Source organism: Rhizobium sp. BK176, from assembly GCF_024808055.1.
This window is the reverse complement of sequence record NZ_JANUBV010000004.1, coordinates 68726-86565: the sequence shown is the minus strand read 5'-3', so window position 1 is coordinate 86565 and position 17840 is coordinate 68726. Positions and strand designations below refer to the sequence as shown.

The window sequence follows — 17840 nt, the reverse complement described above, 5'->3', positions numbered from 1 at the left end:
CGAAGATAGAGGAACAACCAAGATGCCGAAGCCCAATCCACGTCATCCGAAATTTCCGATTCCGGGCGGGCCGGACCTGCGCGCCAAGGGTTGGCGGCAGGAGGCCTTGCTGCGGCTTCTGGAAAACGTTCTCTCCGTCGGCGAGGATCCGGACAATCTCGTGGTCTACGCCGCGCTCGGCAAAGCCGCGCGCAACTGGGCGGCGCACAAGGGCATCGTCAAGGCGCTGACCGAAATGGACGAAGACCAGACGCTGCTCATCCAGTCCGGCAAGCCGATCGGCCTTGTGAAGACGCACGCTAAGGCGCCGCTTGTCATCATGGCGAACTGCAACATCGTCGGGCAATGGGCGAAGGCCGAGGTCTTCTACGAGCTGCAGCGCAAGGGACTGATCTGCTGGGGCGGGCTGACGGCCGGCGCCTGGCAGTATATTGGCAGCCAGGGCGTCATCCAGGGGACCTATGAAATATTCATGCGCATTGCCGAACGCCGGTTCGGCGGCGATCTCTTCGGACGCTTCGTGCTGACGGCGGGGCTCGGTGGCATGGGCGGCGCGCAGCCGCTGGCTGGCCGCATGGCGGGTGCAGCCATCCTCTGCGTCGACATCGATCCGGAGCGCGCGAAGAAGCGGCAGGAGATCGGCTACCTGCAGGAAATTGCGCCGGATGTCGGTACGGCGCTTGCGATGATCGACGCCGCCGTGAAGGAAAAGCGGGCGCTATCCGTCGGTCTCGTGGGCAACGCCGCGGAAATCTATCCCGAAATCGCACGGCGCGGCATCGTGCCCGATATCGTCACCGACCAGACCTCCGCGCACGATCTTGTCTACGGTTACGTGCCGAAGGGGATGAGCCTCGCGCAGGTGCGCGAGCTGCGCGACGACGGCCAGGGACAGCTGATGGCGGCAAGCCGCGCCTCGATCGTGCAGCATGTGACGGCGATGCTGGACTTCCAGAAAAAAGGTGCTGAGGTCTTCGACAACGGCAACCTCATTCGCACACAGGCGAAGGAAGGCGGCGTCGCCAACGCCTTCGATATTCCGATCTTCACCGAAGCCTATCTGCGGCCGCTCTTTGCCCGGGCAATCGGCCCCTTCCGCTGGATGGCATTGTCGGGCGAAGAAAGCGACATCGCCCGGATCGATGATCTGCTGCTGGAACTGTTCCCAGACAACAAGATCATCACCAACTGGATCCGGCTGGCGCGCGAGCATGTGCCTTTCGAGGGATTGCCGGCCCGCATTGCCTGGCTCGGCCACGGCGAGCGCACGATGCTCGCCCGCCGGGTCAACGAACTCGTCGCAAGCGGTGAGCTGAAAGGGCCCGTCGCCTTCTCGCGGGATCATCTCGACGCCGGCGCGATGGCGCATCCGAACATCATGACCGAGCGGATGAAGGACGGCTCCGACGCGATCGCCGATTGGCCGCTGATCGATGCGATGATGCTCTGCTCGTCGATGGCTGATCTCGTCGTCGTTCATTCCGGCGGCGGCGGCTATGCCGGCTACATGACGAGCTGCGGCGTGACCGTCGTGGCCGATGGTACCGATGCCGCCGACGAGCGGCTCGACCATGCGCTCACCAACGACACGGCACTTGGCGTCATGCGCTATGCCGATGCCGGCTATGACGAGGCTCTCGACGAAGTGGCCAAGAAGGACGTACCCTACATCAGGCTCGGATAGCGCCGCGGCGGCTGTCTGGAGGCATTTTGTGTCGGATTACGCTATGGCGTGGCGCAACCGATCGATCGCTGGTCTGGCGTCTCTGATAGAGATCGGATGTCGACTCGACAGCTGCCATTCCAACGAACGGACCTCACCATGCAGCCCCGCACCTACGGTATGCTCCTCGTCAGCATTGCTACGATCATGTGGAGCACCGCGGGGCTCTTCGTCCGGGCGCTCGACCTCGATGTCTGGACGGTGCTCGGCTGGCGCTCACTGTTTGGTGGACTGGCGCTGACGATCATCATTTTGGCAAAGAAGCGGATTAGTGCCGCGCCTGGCAAGGTACCGCTCTATTTCTATCCGCTGTTTGGTCTGATGGCCGCGATTTCGATGTACGGCTATATTGGCGCGCTCAAGCTGACGACCGTCGCCAACGTGCTGGCGATCTATGCGACCGTTCCCTTCGTCGCCGCAGCCATCGCCTATCTCTGGCTGAAGGAGAAGATCAGCCGGCGCGTGCTTATCGCCAGTATGATCGCCTTCGTTGGCGTCCTGATTGTTGCAGGTTTCGGGGCGAGGCCCCAGGACATCGCGGGCAATGCCCTGGCGTTCCTGATGACGCTAACCTTCAGCATTCTGCTCGTGGCAGCGCGACGCTATCCGGCGCTGCGGCTGGCGCCAGTCAACGCGCTGGGGTCGGGCCTCTGTGTGCTGCTTTGTCTGCCGCTGATGTCCCACACGCTACCGAGCTGGCAGGAAATCCTCGTGCTCGTGGTGTTTGGGTCGACGACATCGGGGATCGCCTATCTGCTGTTCATGACCGGCGGCCGCTATATTCCGTCGAGCGAGGCTGGACTGATCGGCTTGCTTGACGTCGTACTCGGTCCGCTCTGGGTCTGGCTCGCCTTCTCGGAGACGCCCACCCTTTCCACAATCATCGGCGGTGTGATCATCCTGATCTCCGTCTTCTGGTATCTGTGGAGCGGCATGAGAGGGGCTCAACCGCGGCGCACAGCAAAGACTGTTTAGTCCGCTTACTATCTTTGGTTATGACGCCTATCGTTTGGCCAGCCTCGCGGCGGCGAGCGCCGCGACCATACCGAGCACCAGCAGCGCCAGCGTGAAGGAAACGACGGCATCCCAGCCATCGGCACCCCAGAAATAGCCACCGACCGAACCGGCAACGCTGGAACCGATGTAATATGACAGCAGATAGAGCGCGGAAGCGTGCCCCTTGGTGCCGCGGGCAAGGCGACCGACGAGCGCGCTTGCCACCGAATGGGCGACGAAGAAGCCCGATGTCAGCAGCACGATGCCAAGGACAATCAGCGGCAAGGAGGACGAGAGCGTCGCGGTCACACCCAATGCCGCGACCGCAATGCCGGCCGGCAGGACGATGAAGTGACCGATGCGATCACCGAGCATGCCGGCAACCCACGAGGCAGCAATGCCAAAGAGGTAAACCGTGAAGATCAGGCCAAGCTCGGTTTGATTGAGGTTGTATGGCGGCTGAACTAGGCGGAAGCCGATGTAGTTGTAAACCGTGACGAAGGTGCCCATGGCGAGAAAGCCGATGGCGAAGAGCAGCGGCAGGGCAGGATTGCTAAGATGTCCGGCCCAGGCCCTCACGTGAAATCGGGCGTCGAAACCCTTGCGCGGTGTAAAATTGCGCGATGCGGGGAGCAGCAGGAAGAAGCCGATTGCTGCAGCAAGGCCGAGCACGCCGAGCGCGCCCAATGCGACGCGCCAGGAGAAAAATTCAGCCAGCGTGCCCGTGACGACACGGCCTGCCATACCGCCGAAGGCATTCCCAGCGATATAGAGGCCCATCGAAGCGCCAAGTCCCCGCGGATCGATTTCCTCGGAGAGATAGGCCATCGCGACAGCCGGTACGCCTCCGAGCAACAGCCCTTCAAGCGCGCGGATAACAAGCAGCGCGTGCCAGCTTGGGACGAGGGCGCAGGCGATCGTGCAAAGCGCGGCCCCGAGCAGCGAAGCGAACATCAGGCTGCGGCGGCCAAAGCTTTCGGAGACGGCCGCGGCACAGAAGATGGCGAAGGCGAGAAAGCCGGTCGACAAAGACAATGATAGCGAGCTCGCCGCCGGGCTTACTCCGAAGTCCGCGGCAAAGATCGGCATCAGCGGCTGCACGCAATAGAGCAGCGAAAAGGTAGCAAAGCCGGAAAGGAAGAGCGCGAGGCTGGCGCGCCGATAGGACGAGGTGCCGCGCAGCAGGAACTGCCTGTCCTGCGGCCCCGCCGTCGTTCGCACGACGTGGAGATTTGGACGCGAGTGGATTTCGGAGGCGTCTAAGGGCTTATCTGCGGCGCGTTGCATCGGGGCACCAACCTTTCACGCCTTTTGACCTAGCCAGCAGCGCGCTATTTGTCCAATATATGAAAGTGCCATTGTTGATAGCTTTTGGAGATACCAATGGAGTTGCGCCATATCCGCTATTTCCTGGCAGTGGCCGAAGAGGGGAATTTCACCCGCGCCGCCGCGAAGCTCGGCATCGGCCAGCCGCCGCTCAGCCAGCAGATCCGCGACCTTGAACATGAGGTCGGCGCCGCGCTGTTTCATCGCGTCCCGCATGGCGCGGAACTGACGGAGGCGGGCAGCGCATTCCTGCCGGAAGGCCGGGCTGCCATTGCTGCGGCCGAAAAAGCGAAACTCGCCGCACAGCGCGCGACACGTGGCGAGACCGGGCGGCTGGCACTCGGCTTTACCGCATCCTCCGCCTTCAACACGGCGGTCAGCGGCACGATCCGCCGCTTTCGCAGCCAGTGGCCCGATGTCAGCCTTTCCTTGACCGAGATGAACAGCAATTGGTTGATGGAGAAATTGCTGCGGCAGGAAATCGACGTCGCCTTCATCAGACCCGGTCTGGAAGATCCGAAAGACGTCACGCTGAAGCGACTGGCGGACGAGCCGATGCTGATTGCTTTGCCGGCGCACCACCCGCTTGCAAAATACGGGAAGGTGCCACTCTCGGCGCTTGCTGGCGAACCTTTCATTCTGTTTCCACGCACGGTTGGTCTCAGTCTCTATGACGATATCGTGCGCGGATGCCGCGATGCCGGTTTCGAGCTCGTCGTGACACAGGAGGCGCCACAGATTCCGTCGGTCGTCAATCTTGTGGCCGCCGATCTCGGCGTGTCGATCGTTCCGGCTTCGATTGCCCATCTGGCTCTCGATGGCGTCGCCTACCGACCGATCGAGGGGCCACCGCTGGTGGCGCGTCTCGGACTTGCTATGTTGAAGGCACAGCGGTCGCGCGTCGCCGCAAACATGATGAGCCTCATCTGATCAGCCGGCGGGATCCCAATAGGGCGGATCTCCGAAGGTCCTGCGCAGATGGTCCGCGACGGCGCGCAACTTCGCGGACGGATTGCGGCCCTCCGGATGCGCCATATAGATGAACTCGGCTTCCGGCCTGTAGCCGACATCGATTTCCTGCAGCTGTCCCTTACTGATCGCAGGTCCAGCGATGAAGGCTGGCAGCAGCGCGATTCCGAGACCGGCGGCCGCGGCATCGCGGATCATGTCTCCGTTGTTCATGCCGACGGCCTGGCTTGCCCGCACGACGATCGCTCCATCCGGGGTCTGGAACCGCCAGTCGGCAACGCCCCGGTTGGTGTAGAAGATGCCTTTATGGTCATCAAGGTCGGCAAGGGTCTTCGGCATACCATGGCGGCCGAGATAATCCGGCGAGGCGACCAAAATCCGACGACTGCGGCTGAGCTTCCATACAACCAGCCGGGAGTCGACAATCGGGCCATGGCGGACCACGGCATCATACCCTTCCGAGGAGACATCGACGCGGCGGTCGTCGATGTCGAGCACAAGCTGGATCTCCGGGTGCTCGGCCAGAAACGGGTATAGCGCAGGGCCAAGATGCATGCGCCCGAAGGTGACGGGGGCGGCAATGCGCAGCGGTCCGGATAGTGTGCCACGGCGTACCGCCATCTCGGCGGTGGCTTCCTCTATTTCCTGAACGATCCGCGTCGCGCGCTCCAGAAAGGCCGTGCCGTCTTCCGTGAGGGTGAGTTTTCGCGTGGTGCGATGAAGGAGCACACCGCCAAGCGATTTTTCAAGCTCCGCCAGTCGCTCGCTGACGACAGACTTCGACAACCGCAGGCGCCGGGCGGCCTCGCTGACCGAGCCGGCTTCCACGATCGCCACGAAAGCCGTTATTCCCTCAACCCTGATCATCGTTCGGCAAATCCGAATTCGAGTTCCACCATTTGGAGACTAATCCGAACGAAAAGAAAATGCCATCTTCTGCTCATCGAAAGGGACGGCAATCGCCACCCACTACCCAACACTGGAGATGGAACAATGAACCGCTTGAATGGAAAAGTCGCCATCGTCACCGGCGCAAGCGCCGGCATCGGTCGCGCAACGGCCAAGCTCTTTGCTGCCGAGGGCGCAAAGGTCGTGGTCGGCGCCCGCCGCCAGGCAGAACTTGAAAGCCTGGTGGCAGAGATCAAGGCAGCCGGTGGAGACGCCGTTGCCGTTGCCGGCGACGTCCGCTCGGAAGACTATCACAAGGCGCTGGTCGCCACCGCAGTCGATCGCTACGGCAAGCTCGACATTGCTTTCAACAATGCCGGCATCCTTGGCGAAGCCGGTCCTAGCACTGGCGTTTCTGAAGCCGGTTTCACGGAGGCGCTGACGATCAACCTGACGGCCTCCTTCCTGGCTGCCAAGCATCAGATCGGCCAGATGGAAAAGAACGGCGGCGGCTCGGTCATCTTCACCTCGACTTTCGTCGGCTACAGCTTCGCCTTCCCGGGCGTTGCCGCTTATGCCGCCAGCAAGTCCGGCCTCATCGGCCTGACGCAGGCGCTCGCCGCCGAATTCGGCCCGAAGAATGTGCGTGTCAATGCGGTTCTGCCGGGTGCTGTCGACACCGACATGTATCGCGAGATGAACGACACCGAAGGCAAGCAGAGCTTCATCACCAACCTGCATGCGCTGAAGCGTGTCGCTGCGCCTGAGGAACTTGCCCGCTCCGTGCTCTACTTCGCATCCGACGACTCGAGCTTCGTCACCGGCACCGCCTCGCTGGTCGACGGTGGCGCCTCGATCACCCGCACCTGAGTTCGAAAGCTATCCGCTCTGACCGGAAAGATTGTGGAAAGAGCGGATATCGCGGCTAGCAATTGCAATCGCATCCTCCCAACATCAATGGATCATAAGGACCCACGACAATGGCACGCTTGCAGAACAAGACAGCTCTCATCACTGGCGGCACCAGCGGCATCGGCCTCGAAACCGCCCGTCAATTCATCGCCGAAGGCGCTCGCGTTGCCATCACCGGCAGTAGCGAAAAGAGCGTCGAGGCCGCCCGTGCCGAATTTGGCGACAAGGCGTTGGTCATCCAGGCGGATGCCGGCAACGCTGCCGGCCAGAAGACCGTCGCCGCCACCATCAAGGAAGTTTTCGGTCATCTCGACATCCTCTTCGTCAATGCCGGCGTGGCCGAGTTCGGCCCGCTCGAACAATGGAGCGAGGAAGCCTTCGACAAGTCGATCGCGATCAATGTCAAGGGTCCGTTCTTCCTGATCCAGGCACTCTTGCCGCTCTTTTCGAAGCAGGCCTCGATCGTTCTCAACACCTCGATCAACGCCCATATCGGCATGCCGAATTCCAGCGTCTACGCCCTGACCAAGGGCGCGCTGCTGACGCTGGCAAAGACGCTCTCCGGCGAATTGATCGGCCGCGGCATTCGCGTCAACGCGGTTAGCCCCGGTCCGATCGCGACACCGCTCTATGGCAAGTTCGGAATGTCGGAAGCCGACGCCAAGGCGATGGCATCGCAGATCCAGGCGCAAATTCCGGTCGGCCGGTTCGGCGACGCCGGCGAGGTTGCCAAGACGATCATCTTCCTCGCCTCCGATGAAGCTGCCTACATCGTCGGCAGCGAACTTGTCATCGATGGCGGGATGAGCAACCTCTGAGGACCGAGACCCCGAGAGAGGATGCGTGAGAAGGCCGTGGATTCTCTCCTCCACGGCCTTTCTGCTATCTGTCGATCGGGCTAGGCGCGAGTGTGTCCGCCTCCCCCGCGATGTCACATCGATCGCAACCTTCTGGACCTGACGTAGAGCCAATCCAAGCCGAGCATAACGATGAGCGACAGGCCGACCAGCGGGAAGAGCACCCCGCCGATGGCAAGGATCGCAATCAGGCCGCGAAACACGCGTTTGTCCGCCGGCATCGGCGGAACGCCGAGCGATCCGGCCGGGCGTCGCTTCCACCACATGATCGCAGCCGAAACCGCAAGCAGGATGATCGCCGCACAAGCGACGATAAGCACAAGCTGGTTCACAAGCCCGAATTGCTGACCGAGATGGGTGTTGATGCCCCACTCGAGCGACTTTCCGAGCGGACCGTAGTCGGCATAGCTCATGTCGATCAGTGGCGTTCCGGAATACTGGTCGAGATGTACGACCCGCTGCTTGGTAAGGTCATCGGGATAGACCGATCCGGTAAACACACCGTCCGACGTCGTCGGAATATTCACGGCGTAGCCACGATGCAGGCCAAGACGGTCGAAGGTGGCGACGGCGCCGTCGAGACTGATCGGCTGTGCATGATGCGCGTGCCCGGCAGACTGCGGGACCTGCGCCTGCTCCAGCGACCACGAGGTCTTGGCAATGTGATCGAGGTGCTCGTCGGACATCGGTACGGCGACGCGCACCCCTGCGGGATAGCCGAAGTTATTACCATTCGCCCACTCATTGACCTTGCCGCCCCAGACCCCGGACCACGGCATGCCCGTGATGGCCAGGAAGACGATGAAGAAGCCGACGAATATGCCGCTCACGGCGTGCATGTCCCGCCAGAAGACCCGGCGCTTCGGCGTGCCGCGAACGGAAAGAACGCCCCCAGTCTGGCGTCGCGGCCACCAGAGGTAGATGCCCGTGGCAACCAGCAGGATTGACCAACCGGCCGCGATTTCGATCAGCATGCGTGCGTAGTTTCCGAAATATTTTAGGCTGTGAAGATAGCGGATCGTCCACATGACGGTGCCGCGATCCGGCAATGCGCCCAGCACCTTGGCGGTGTAGGGGTTGACGTAAACAGCAAGTTTACCTTCCGTCTCGGTACCGACGGTGATTTCGGCAGAAGCGTCGGGCGTGACCGGGTCGGTGAATTTGACTGCAGTTCCAGGGTGGACAGCAAGCGCGGCGGCCACCATAGCTGAAGGTGCCGCAGGGTTTACGCCCGGCTGCACTTCGACGCGCTTGAGATCGGAATGGATCGCCGCGTCTATCTCATCCTTGAAGAGATAGAGGCCGCCGGTGATTGCCAGCGTAATCATGAAAGGCAGGACGAGAAGGCCTGCGTAAAAATGCCAACGCCAGACGGCGCGGTAGAGGTCGGAGGCGGAGCGCACCGAAGCGCCAACGCTCTCGCGACCGATGGTAAGATCGGACATGGAGGACTCCCAACGTGAGAAAATCGGCCTCTGCAGCAACAGGCGTAGAGGCGGACGACGATGACGTCAGGCTGTGATGGGAGGTGCACGCGGTTCGGCGATCCGTCCGCGCAAAGGATATGAAACAACGGCATCCGCTCGGGCCGCTATGTCGATAGAGGCCTCGACCGCAACATAAAGAGGAGCTGTCTGCCCGCCGAGAATTGCCGGCATGGCAGTCGATGCGAGGCGGCAGAGCGTGCCGCACGGGCACTCCGGCATCTTCTTGGCCGGCAAATTACCGTGCCCGGCATCATCGACGGAACCGTGTCCGCTCGAAGAACAGATGATCGCGAAGGGATCGACGGCGGATGCCACCATCGATCCCTGCGCGGTGCCGGTCAGCAGCCCCTGGATCAAAAGCAGGCAGGCGAACAGCAGCGCGACGGCGCTTACCGATACCCGATCCCGCAAGATTCTCCGCATGGTCCCCATGCTTCGCTCCATGCCACAGGACGTCCGCGTTGTCACTGCGACCGATGCGCTTCCAGTGCCGATTGCTTATTATTCCCCAAAGGCTTAGGGTTTGATGCAATCAGCTAATCGATGGAAAGAGCCATGGTTCTCAGCGGCAAACGCATCCTCCTCATCATTTCAGGCGGGATCGCGGCCTATAAAAGCCTGGACCTGATCCGACGGCTCAGGGAGCGGGGCGCTTCCGTGCGACCGCTGATGACCACAGGCGCGCAGGAATTCGTGACGCCGCTTGCCGTCGGCGCGCTTGCCGCCGACCATGTGTTCACCGATCTTTTTTCTCGGCAGGACGAGCAGGATGTCGGGCACATCCGGCTGGCGCGCGATTGCGACCTTGTCCTGATCGCGCCGGCGACGGCGGACCTGCTTGCCAAGATGGCGAACGGGCTTGCGGACGACCTTGCTTCTACGGTGTTGCTTGCGACCGACCGGCCGGTTCTCGTCGCACCCGCCATGAACCCGCATATGTGGGCGCATCCGGCGACGAAGCGCAACGTCGAGACGCTGCGCGGCGACCGCATCCGCTTCATCGGGCCGATGTCCGGCGAGATGGCGGAGAGCCGTGAGGCGGGCATCGGTCGCATGGCCGAACCGCTGGAGATCGTTGCTGCGGCAGAAGCTTTGCTCAGCGATGGGCCAAAACCGCTTGCCGGTCGCAGGGCCATCGTCACCTCCGGGCCAACGCATGAGCCGATTGACCCCGTGCGCTACATCGCCAATCGCTCCTCCGGCCGCCAGGGGCATGCAATTGCCGCGGCACTCGCCACGCTTGGCGCAGATGTGACCCTCGTTTCCGGACCGGTTTCCATTCCCGATCCTTTTGGCGTCAAGGTTGTCCATGTGGAGCGCGCCGATCAGATGCGGGATGCCGTGCTCGCAGCGCTGCCCGCCGATGTCGCCGTGATGGTCGCGGCCGTCGCCGACTGGCGCGTGGCCTCAGCCGCCGACCAGAAGATCAAGAAGCATCCGGGCGAATCCATTCCGACGCTCGCGCTAACGGAAAATCCGGACATCCTGAAAACAGTCGGCCATCACACGATGCGGCCGAAGCTGGTGATCGGCTTCGCCGCAGAAACCCAGGACGTCGAAAACAACGCCAGGGCAAAGCTTGATCGCAAGGGCGCCGATATCATCGTCGCCAACGATGTTTCGCCGGCAACGGGCATCATGGGCGGTGTGCGCAACCGCGTAAAGATCGTCGCCCACAGCGGCATCGAGCAGTGGCCGGACCTTGCAAAGGAAGAGGTTGCCACCAGGCTGGCGGCAATGATTGCCGAACGGCTCAAGCCGTGATGGCGACCGGAGCGGCTCTCACCACAGCCTGCACCGGACGAAACGGTACGATGTCGAGACCACCGTCGCCGAGCGTGACGACGCTGCCGTCCGGGATCTCTGCCCAGGCATCGACGTCATCGTTGAGCGGCTCGGACACTAGGCAATAGCCCTTGCCGAGCGGTGAGGCGTAAAGCGTCGGCGCCTTGCGATCGGTCGCATAGCGGATCGCATAGAGCGACTTGCCATCGGAGAAGGCCGCCGTATAGCGCAGCAGCACAGATCCCAGCAGCTTGTCGGCGAGGCTTTCGACGAAGCGGATCATCTCCGCCATCGCAGCCACCGGCGTCTGTTGTAGACCGAACTGCAGGGCAAGCAGGAACATCAGCTCTGAATCGGTCGTCCCGCCGCGGGCATTGAAGAGTTCGTCGTCCAGCATGCCTTCCATGGGTCGGCGCAGCCGCTCGAAGCCGGAGATCTGGCCGTTGTGCATGAACGACCAGTTGCCGTAGGTGAAAGGGTGACAGTTGTCGCGACGGGTACCGCCGCCGGTCGCCGCCCGCACGTGCGCCAGGAACAACGGCGAACGGATCTGCCGCGCAAGGCTCTTGAGATTGCAGTCGGACCAGGCCGGCAAGGTGTCGCGATAGCGACCCGGCTCCGGTCGGTCGCCATACCAGGCAATGCCGAAGCCGTCGCCATTGGTGGGCGTCTTGGCCCGGGTGGCGCAATGCGATTGCTCGATCAGCGAGTGCGCGGGCGATGACACCAGTTCCTCCAGATAGAGGGGTTCTCCGCGATAGGCTGCCCAGCGACACATGCTCTTTCCACTCCGGAACCCGCTCCGTCGGAAGCGGGAGAAATGCTGAAACGCGACAATGATTGTCGAATCCGATGGTTAATAAGACCTGAACGGCTTCGTGGCTTGCAAGCGGAAGATGACAAATTTCTGACGGTTGACGCGTTCACATTGCGCAATGGCGCATCTTCTTTTGTGAACAGTGCGTTCCTGCCTCCGGCGGTTTCGCTCGGGCCGGCCCGATGGCTATATTTCGGGCTAAGTTGAACCTTGGAGAGGATGCCATGTCGATCCGTCCCGTAAAGCATATGAGCACTGCAACGCCGACAATGGAAGGCGCCGGCGTGAAGCTGCATCGCGTCTTCGGCTTCGGAGATCCGTCGATGACAGATCCGTTCCTGATGATGGACGATTTCCGCAACGACAATCCGGCCGAATATATCCGCGGCTTCCCATGGCATCCGCACCGCGGCATCGAGACGATCACCTATGTTCTCGCCGGCACGGTCGAGCATGGCGACAGCCTCGGCAATCGCGGCCTGCTCGGCGCCGGCGACATCCAGTGGATGACGGCGGGCAGCGGCATCATGCATCAGGAAATGCCGAAGGGCGATTTTGCCGGACGCATGCACGGCTTCCAGCTCTGGGCCAATCTCCCCTCGTCGCTGAAGATGACGGCGCCACGCTACCAGGACGTCAAGTCCGCCGACATTCCTGTCGTGGTCGATGACGATGGCACGGCTGTGCGCGTCATCTGCGGCGACTTCTGGGGCAAGGCAGGCCCAGTCGACGGCGTGGCAGCCGAGCCGATCTACCTCGATGTCTCGGTACCGCCAGGCAAGAAGAAGCGCTTGCCGGTCGATACCTATCGCAATGCCTTTGCCTATATCTTCGCTGGCTCCGGCACGTTCCGCGACGCGTCGAAACCCTTCGGCGTCCGCGTCGAGAAAGAGGTCAACGGCGAAGAGCTGAACATCCGCGACATGTCGGGCAACCGAACGCTGGTCGTCTTCGACAGCGGTGACGAAGTGACAGTGCAGGCCGGCGACGAAGGTATCCGCTTCCTGCTTGTCTCGGGCAAGCCGATCGAGGAACCGGTCGCCTGGCACGGGCCGATCGTCATGAATTCCCGCGAAGAGATCATGCAGGCGATGCGCGAACTGCAGAATGGCACGTTCATCAAGGCCGCACATTGAGCCGGCTCAATCCACAGGCTTTCCCACTAAAGTCTACAATGGAACAGAAGCAAGCACTCCGTTGTAATCATTACAGGATCACCGATGACAGCGAAATGAAATCGTGGGATTGGCAAGTTGTCGCGCCGTCCTCGTCAGGAATTCTTCTTGCATCGCCGGCGAATCATCCTACCTTCTTCTTATCGACAACAGAACGAAAGGAAGGTGATCCAATGTCTAATGAGATTTCAGACCTCGTAAAAGGCATGGAAGTGGTGATGAAAGCGAGGCAGCCCTCGCTCTAAGCCCACCTTCCTAGGGCCGCTTTGACGGTCCGGCCATTTACAGGCCAGAACTCATGGAAAGGGTCGCTCGCGCGGCCCTTTTCCAATTTTCGCGATGGCATTGACGAACATCATGATCTCGGAGTATTCGTAAAGTCATCTGATGACTTTACGAATACGAACGATGGAACCACTCGCAAAAACCAAGCTAGCAGATACCGCCATTGAGGCGATCCGTGCGGAGATCCTCGGAAAAAGGTGGGCGGTTGGCGATAAATTGCCGAACGAGGCGACGCTTTCGTCCATGCTCTCCGTCAGCCGCGGAACTGTCCGCGAGGCGGTCAGGGTGCTGGTGTCGCAAGGCCTGCTGGAGACCCGGCAGGGCTCGGGAACCTACGTGCTCTCGACCACGGATACCCGGCTGCCGCTCACCATGGCCCGTCGCGCCAGTCTGCGCGATCTGTTCGAGGCCCGGTGCGCGCTCGACGTCGAGGCGGCACGGCTCGCGGCCCTACGGCAGACGCCTGCGATCATCGCGGAGCTTCGGGCACTTCTTGAAAAGCGCGGCAATTTCGAAGGCGGCGACAAAAGCGCCTTCGTCGAACGCGATCTTGCCTTTCACAAGGCGGTCATCGCCGCGTCTGCCAACCGTGCGATGATTGAAATCTATGAGTTTTTCTCCGCCTCGATCACCGAGACGATCAAGGCGACGTTGGATGATGAAATTCCGGAGCCCGATATGCGGGCGCATGCGGACATCATCGACGCAATCGCCAGCGGCAATCCGCAGCAGGCCGACGCCGCCGTACGCCGCTTCATGGCCCCGATCATCAGTGCTCTCGACCGGATGCTCCATTCATGACAACGCCCCTCCAGGATTCCGCTCACGTCTACGACCTGGCGGACGAACAGCTCATCGACGCCGAGGCCGACAGCGTCCCGCAACCGAAGCCGCCGGTCGGCAGCAGCGCCGCGGCGCGCTTTCTGCTTGGGGCAAGCCTCGTTCTGATTGCGTTCAATCTGCGTCCGGTGTTCTCCAGCGCCTCGGCGCTGTTGCCCGAAATCAAATCTGAACTCGGCCTCTCCGCGCTGGGCGCCAGCCTGCTGACCACTTTGCCCGTTGTTTGCCTCGGTGCCTTTTCACCGCTGGCGCCGCGGCTTGCCCAGCGGATCGGCACGGAACGCACGCTTCTCGGCGTGCTCGTCCTGCTGGCGCTCGGGACAGCCTTGCGTGGCCTTTCCTCGATTCCGCTGCTCTTCGTCGGCACTGCCCTCGCCGGCGGCTGCATCGCTGTCGGGAACGTGCTGCTGCCGGGCTTGGTCAAGCGCGACTTTGCCGATCGCGCCGCATTGATGACCGGCTTCTACACGATGGCGCTGTGCGCCGGCGCCGCGAGCGCGGCGGGCTTCACCTTGCCGCTCGAACACATTCTCGGTGATTCCCTTTCCGCGGCGCTCGCCGCGTGGGGGATACCCGCGCTGGTCGTCGCGATTATCTGGCTGCCGCAGGTGCTGTCCACGAAGAACCAGGTCAAGCGCACCGGCTTTTCGGTGCAAGGGCTCTGGCGCGATCGCCTGGCCTGGCAGGTCACACTCTTCATGGGGCTGCAATCAGCACTGGCCTATTGCGTGTTCGGCTGGCTCGTTCCGATCCTGCGCGAACGCGGCATTGACGGCATCACTGCGGGGGCGATCGTTTCCGTGTCGGTGATGGTTCAGGCCGCGGCATGCCTTGTCGCCCCGCAGATCGCGGTCAGGGGCAAGGATCAGCGGGTGATCAACGCGTCGCTCTGCGCCGTCGCCGTCGTCGCCCTGTTCGGCCTGGTATTTGCGCCGCTGTCCACGGTCTGGGTCTGGGCCGTGCTGCAGGGTATCGGCCAAGGCGGACTGATTGCGGTTGCCATGACGACGATCGTCTTGAGGTCTCGCGATCCGCATGTCGCGGCCCACCTTTCCGGCATGGCCCAATGTGTCGGCTACCTGCTTGCGGCGATCGGTCCGCTCGTCGTTGGGCTGATCCGCAGCTGGACCGGCAGCTTTGGCTGGTCGGCGGTGCTCTTCGTGGCGCTGGGCACCGGTGCCGCCATCAATGGCTGGAACGCCGGCCGTGCACAATTCGTCAATGCGCGGACGATCGAGAAGGCGGACTGACGTCCGCCTCACCATCTGTTGATTTCTCCCCTCACCGGGCGATGCTAGGCTGACCTCTTCCATGCCGCTTCCGCCGGAGGAGAAGTCTTGCGTTTCCTGTCCGCCATTCTGCTCGCAACCGCCCTGCTTGCCCCGATCACTCCCGCCGTATCGCAGGAGGGCGGAGGCGATGCTTCTACACAGCGGGCATCTGACGATAGTGTACTGAGCCTGTTGCCAATCGACTCGGCGACCGAGCGCACAATGACCATCGGTGGCCGACAGCTCGACTATGTCGCAACGGCCGGGACGCTGGATCTCTTCGCGCAAGACGGCTCCAAGACCGGCGCCATCTTCTATACGGCCTATGTCGCCAAGAATGGAGCGCCCGACCGACCGCTGACCTTTGCCTTCAATGGCGGCCCGGGTGCTGCCTCGGCATTTCTCCAACTCGGCCTTGTGGGGCCGCGTATCCTCGATTTCGGCCCGAAGGGCGACGATGGGGCCGACGCGAAATTGGTCGACAATCCGCTGAGCTGGCTCGACTTCACCGACCTTGTCCTGATCGATCCGATCGGAACCGGCTGGAGCCGGACCGCCAAGGCTGACGACGCGTCCAAATATTACAACGTCAACTCCGACGCGGAGAGCATTGCAAAGGCGATCGCTCTCTACGTCGCTCACAACAATCGCTCCGGTTCGCCGAAGTTTCTTCTCGGCGAAAGTTACGGCGGCTTCCGCGCCGCCAAAGTCGCCGGAGCACTGAAGGATAGCCAAGGCATCATCGTCTCCGGCGCGATCCTGCTTTCGCCCCTGCTCGAAGGGCAACTGATGTTCAATGCAGATCAGTTTGCACTCGGCGCCGCGCTTGAGTTTCCATCGCTCGCTGCAGCGAACATGGAGAGGCGCAACGCCTTCGATGAAGTACGGCAAAGCGAGGCGGAGAAGTTTGCACTCGGCGACTATCTGACGACACTTGCCGGCCCGGCGCCGACAGGCGATTCCGCCAAAGCCTTCTATGGGAAGATTGCCGGCATGACCGGTATTCCCGAGGATGTCGTAACGAAGAACCGTGGCTTCCTCGGAAATGCCTACGCCAAGCAGTCAAGTGGCCAGGACGGCAAGGTCGTCAGCCCTTACGACGCGGCGTTCTCGACGCCCGATCCTTACCCGGAGTCGGACTCTGACCGCGGCGACGACGCAATTCTCGACGGCTTCACCCGCGCCTATGGCGGCGCCTTTGCCGACTATGCGCGCAACGAACTCGGTTTCAAGACCGAGATGACCTATTCGCTGCTGGACGGCGACATCAGCCGCAGATGGGAATGGGGCGGACGCGGCGGCGGTTCAAGGCTGCAGGCGAGCGTGACCGACGACATCCGCCAGCTGCTCGCCTCCAATCCGAAATTCCGCCTGCTGATCGCCCATGGCTCCAGCGATCTGGTGACGCCCTACGGCGTCAGCCGCTATGTCGTTGACCACCTGCCGCCTTCGCTTGCCGGCGAGCGGGTGGCGCTGAAGGTCTATCGAGGCGGCCACATGTTTTATACGCGGGCAGATCAGCGAGAAGCCTTCACGGCCGACGCCAAGGCTTTTTTTGCCGAGCATTCCGGCACGATCCCGGCTGAATGAAACGGCCGAGCGCAGGACGCCGGTAGAAATCCGAGATTTCCTCGCAACATTCAACCGCGCGGGTTGCCTTGGGATGATAGCGACATAGGTAAGTCACCATGTCGTACACCAGTAAGCCATTTCCTGCCGCGACGCCGCAATCGGCCTCGGGGCAGAAGAAAGTGCTGAGCGCTCTGTCCTCTTCGCCTCAAGATTGCGCTCTCTTCCTCGATATCGATGGGACATTGCTCGATCTCGCCGAGGTACCGGACGCGATCGTCGTACCCCCGCTGCTGCCTGCAGGTCTCGATATCGCTTCGCAAAGGCTCGGTGGCGCGTTGGCCTTGGTCACCGGGCGAGCGCTCGCCTATGCTGATGAATTATTCTCGCCATTCCGGTTTCCGATCGCCGGCCTGCACGGCGCCGAGTTACGTCGACCCGACGGAAAGGTCGCCAAGGCAGAAACGACAGCCGCCTTCGAGGCTCTGAAGGCCGATCTTCGGAAGGAAACGGAAGGGCTGGAAGGCGTGCTCGTGGAAGACAAGGGAGCGGCAGTCGCCGCCCACTACCGTCTAGCGCCACACAAGCAGGCGCAGGTGGAGTCCATCATGGAGCGGATGCTGTCCCGGGCCGGCCCGAACTGGACCTTGCAGCGAGGCAAGATGGTCCTCGAAATCCGCCCCGCCAGCGCCGACAAAGGAAACGCTGTCGAGGCGTTCCTGTCGATGCCACCGTTTGCAGGCAGACGTCCGATCACCATCGGTGACGACGTAACCGATGAAGCGATGTTTCGCATCGCCAATCGTCAGGGCGGCCTCTCCGTTCGGGTGGGCGCAACCTCCGAAACGGCCGCCGCACTGACGCTGCCTTCGGCATCGGCAGTACGGGAACTCATTGGGCAGTTTGCCGTTTGATCCGAGCGCTCGCGCTGCCCTCCCAG

Annotated in this window: 16 protein-coding genes; 11 read left to right on the top strand and 5 right to left on the bottom strand. The window is 62.1% G+C overall.

Annotated features, from left to right (window positions below):
* The first annotated feature begins 22 nt into the window (after positions 1 to 22).
* Together FHT76_RS15820 and FHT76_RS15815 are read left to right on the top strand one after the other, a co-directional pair.
* A complete protein-coding gene (locus tag FHT76_RS15820) occupies positions 23 to 1684 on the top strand; it encodes a urocanate hydratase (RefSeq protein ID WP_183860584.1) in 1662 nt (553 codons plus the stop codon).
* Positions 1685 to 1822: 138 nt separating this feature from the next.
* Positions 1823 to 2698 carry a DMT family transporter gene (locus FHT76_RS15815; protein ID WP_183860586.1) on the top strand — a complete coding sequence of 292 codons (876 nt, stop codon included), beginning with the start codon at positions 1823 to 1825 and terminating at the stop codon, positions 2696 to 2698.
* 27 nt (positions 2699 to 2725) lie between these two features.
* Here FHT76_RS15815 and FHT76_RS15810 read toward each other — a convergent pair whose 3' ends face one another.
* Positions 2726 to 4006: an MFS transporter gene (locus FHT76_RS15810; RefSeq protein ID WP_183860588.1), complete on the bottom strand. Its 1281-nt coding sequence runs from the start codon at positions 4004 to 4006 to the stop codon at positions 2726 to 2728.
* 96 nt (positions 4007 to 4102) lie between these two features.
* Here FHT76_RS15810 and FHT76_RS15805 point away from each other — a divergent pair, with 96 nt between their 5' ends.
* Positions 4103 to 4975: a LysR family transcriptional regulator gene (locus FHT76_RS15805; RefSeq protein WP_183860590.1), complete on the top strand. Its 873-nt coding sequence runs from the start codon at positions 4103 to 4105 to the stop codon at positions 4973 to 4975.
* Here the strand turns inward: FHT76_RS15805 and FHT76_RS15800 are convergent, their stop codons facing one another.
* Entirely contained in the window at positions 4976 to 5881 is a 906-nt protein-coding gene (locus tag FHT76_RS15800) for a LysR family transcriptional regulator (RefSeq protein WP_112657784.1), read from the bottom strand.
* Between the two features lie 126 nt (positions 5882 to 6007).
* Here FHT76_RS15800 and FHT76_RS15795 point away from each other — a divergent pair, with 126 nt between their 5' ends.
* Complete coding sequence (locus tag FHT76_RS15795; protein WP_016552461.1) at positions 6008 to 6772, top strand: SDR family oxidoreductase; 765 nt, start codon at positions 6008 to 6010, stop codon at positions 6770 to 6772.
* A gap of 110 nt (positions 6773 to 6882) precedes the next feature.
* Entirely contained in the window at positions 6883 to 7632 is a 750-nt protein-coding gene (locus FHT76_RS15790) for an SDR family oxidoreductase (RefSeq protein WP_259126392.1), read from the top strand.
* 113 nt (positions 7633 to 7745) lie between these two features.
* Here the strand turns inward: FHT76_RS15790 and FHT76_RS15785 are convergent, their stop codons facing one another.
* Entirely contained in the window at positions 7746 to 9116 is a 1371-nt protein-coding gene (locus FHT76_RS15785) for a PepSY domain-containing protein (RefSeq protein ID WP_183860594.1), read from the bottom strand.
* Between the two features lie 66 nt (positions 9117 to 9182).
* Positions 9183 to 9590: a DUF2946 family protein gene (locus FHT76_RS15780; protein WP_259185681.1), complete on the bottom strand. Its 408-nt coding sequence runs from the start codon at positions 9588 to 9590 to the stop codon at positions 9183 to 9185.
* Positions 9591 to 9713: 123 nt separating this feature from the next.
* On the opposite strand from FHT76_RS15780, the gene coaBC reads away from it, so the two are divergent.
* Positions 9714 to 10922: a bifunctional phosphopantothenoylcysteine decarboxylase/phosphopantothenate--cysteine ligase CoaBC gene (gene coaBC, locus FHT76_RS15775; RefSeq protein ID WP_183860597.1), complete on the top strand. Its 1209-nt coding sequence runs from the start codon at positions 9714 to 9716 to the stop codon at positions 10920 to 10922.
* Here the strand turns inward: coaBC and FHT76_RS15770 are convergent.
* Positions 10912 to 11721 (bottom strand): class II glutamine amidotransferase, encoded by an 810-nt coding sequence (locus tag FHT76_RS15770; protein WP_183860599.1) that lies wholly within the window; start codon positions 11719 to 11721, stop codon positions 10912 to 10914. The genes coaBC and FHT76_RS15770 overlap by 11 nt on opposite strands.
* Before the next feature lie 263 nt (positions 11722 to 11984).
* On the opposite strand from FHT76_RS15770, the gene FHT76_RS15765 reads away from it, so the two are divergent.
* From FHT76_RS15765 to otsB, 5 genes are all read left to right on the top strand, one after another.
* On the top strand, positions 11985 to 12896 hold the full coding sequence (locus tag FHT76_RS15765; protein ID WP_016552455.1) for a pirin family protein: 912 nt from the start codon (positions 11985 to 11987) through the stop codon (positions 12894 to 12896).
* 447 nt (positions 12897 to 13343) lie between these two features.
* Positions 13344 to 14021 (top strand): FadR/GntR family transcriptional regulator, encoded by a 678-nt coding sequence (locus FHT76_RS15760; RefSeq protein WP_183860601.1) that lies wholly within the window; start codon positions 13344 to 13346, stop codon positions 14019 to 14021.
* Entirely contained in the window at positions 14018 to 15310 is a 1293-nt protein-coding gene (locus FHT76_RS15755; protein ID WP_259185680.1) for an MFS transporter, read from the top strand. Before FHT76_RS15760 ends, FHT76_RS15755 begins: the two co-directional genes overlap by 4 nt.
* A gap of 87 nt (positions 15311 to 15397) precedes the next feature.
* Positions 15398 to 16921 (top strand): S10 family peptidase, encoded by a 1524-nt coding sequence (locus tag FHT76_RS15750; protein WP_183860605.1) that lies wholly within the window; start codon positions 15398 to 15400, stop codon positions 16919 to 16921.
* Between the two features lie 98 nt (positions 16922 to 17019).
* Entirely contained in the window at positions 17020 to 17814 is a 795-nt protein-coding gene (gene otsB, locus FHT76_RS15745; protein ID WP_183860607.1) for a trehalose-phosphatase, read from the top strand.
* Positions 17815 to 17840: the final 26 nt, after the last annotated feature.

Bases quoted from the DNA above. Each gene is read 5' to 3' on its own strand.
- FHT76_RS15820 (WP_183860584.1), top strand. From the start codon at position 23: ATGCCGAAGCCCAATCCACGTCATCCGAAATTTCCGATTCCGGGCGGG.
- FHT76_RS15815 (WP_183860586.1), top strand. From the start codon at position 1,823: ATGCAGCCCCGCACCTACGGTATGCTCCTCGTCAGCATTGCTACGATC.
- FHT76_RS15810 (WP_183860588.1), bottom strand. From the start codon at position 4,006: ATGCAACGCGCCGCAGATAAGCCCTTAGACGCCTCCGAAATCCACTCG.
- FHT76_RS15805 (WP_183860590.1), top strand. From the start codon at position 4,103: ATGGAGTTGCGCCATATCCGCTATTTCCTGGCAGTGGCCGAAGAGGGG.
- FHT76_RS15800 (WP_112657784.1), bottom strand. From the start codon at position 5,881: ATGATCAGGGTTGAGGGAATAACGGCTTTCGTGGCGATCGTGGAAGCC.
- FHT76_RS15795 (WP_016552461.1), top strand. From the start codon at position 6,008: ATGAACCGCTTGAATGGAAAAGTCGCCATCGTCACCGGCGCAAGCGCC.
- FHT76_RS15790 (WP_259126392.1), top strand. From the start codon at position 6,883: ATGGCACGCTTGCAGAACAAGACAGCTCTCATCACTGGCGGCACCAGC.
- FHT76_RS15785 (WP_183860594.1), bottom strand. From the start codon at position 9,116: ATGTCCGATCTTACCATCGGTCGCGAGAGCGTTGGCGCTTCGGTGCGC.
- FHT76_RS15780 (WP_259185681.1), bottom strand. From the start codon at position 9,590: ATGGGGACCATGCGGAGAATCTTGCGGGATCGGGTATCGGTAAGCGCC.
- coaBC (WP_183860597.1), top strand. From the start codon at position 9,714: ATGGTTCTCAGCGGCAAACGCATCCTCCTCATCATTTCAGGCGGGATC.
- FHT76_RS15770 (WP_183860599.1), bottom strand. From the start codon at position 11,721: ATGTGTCGCTGGGCAGCCTATCGCGGAGAACCCCTCTATCTGGAGGAA.
- FHT76_RS15765 (WP_016552455.1), top strand. From the start codon at position 11,985: ATGTCGATCCGTCCCGTAAAGCATATGAGCACTGCAACGCCGACAATG.
- FHT76_RS15760 (WP_183860601.1), top strand. From the start codon at position 13,344: ATGGAACCACTCGCAAAAACCAAGCTAGCAGATACCGCCATTGAGGCG.
- FHT76_RS15755 (WP_259185680.1), top strand. From the start codon at position 14,018: ATGACAACGCCCCTCCAGGATTCCGCTCACGTCTACGACCTGGCGGAC.
- otsB (WP_183860607.1), top strand. From the start codon at position 17,020: ATGTCGTACACCAGTAAGCCATTTCCTGCCGCGACGCCGCAATCGGCC.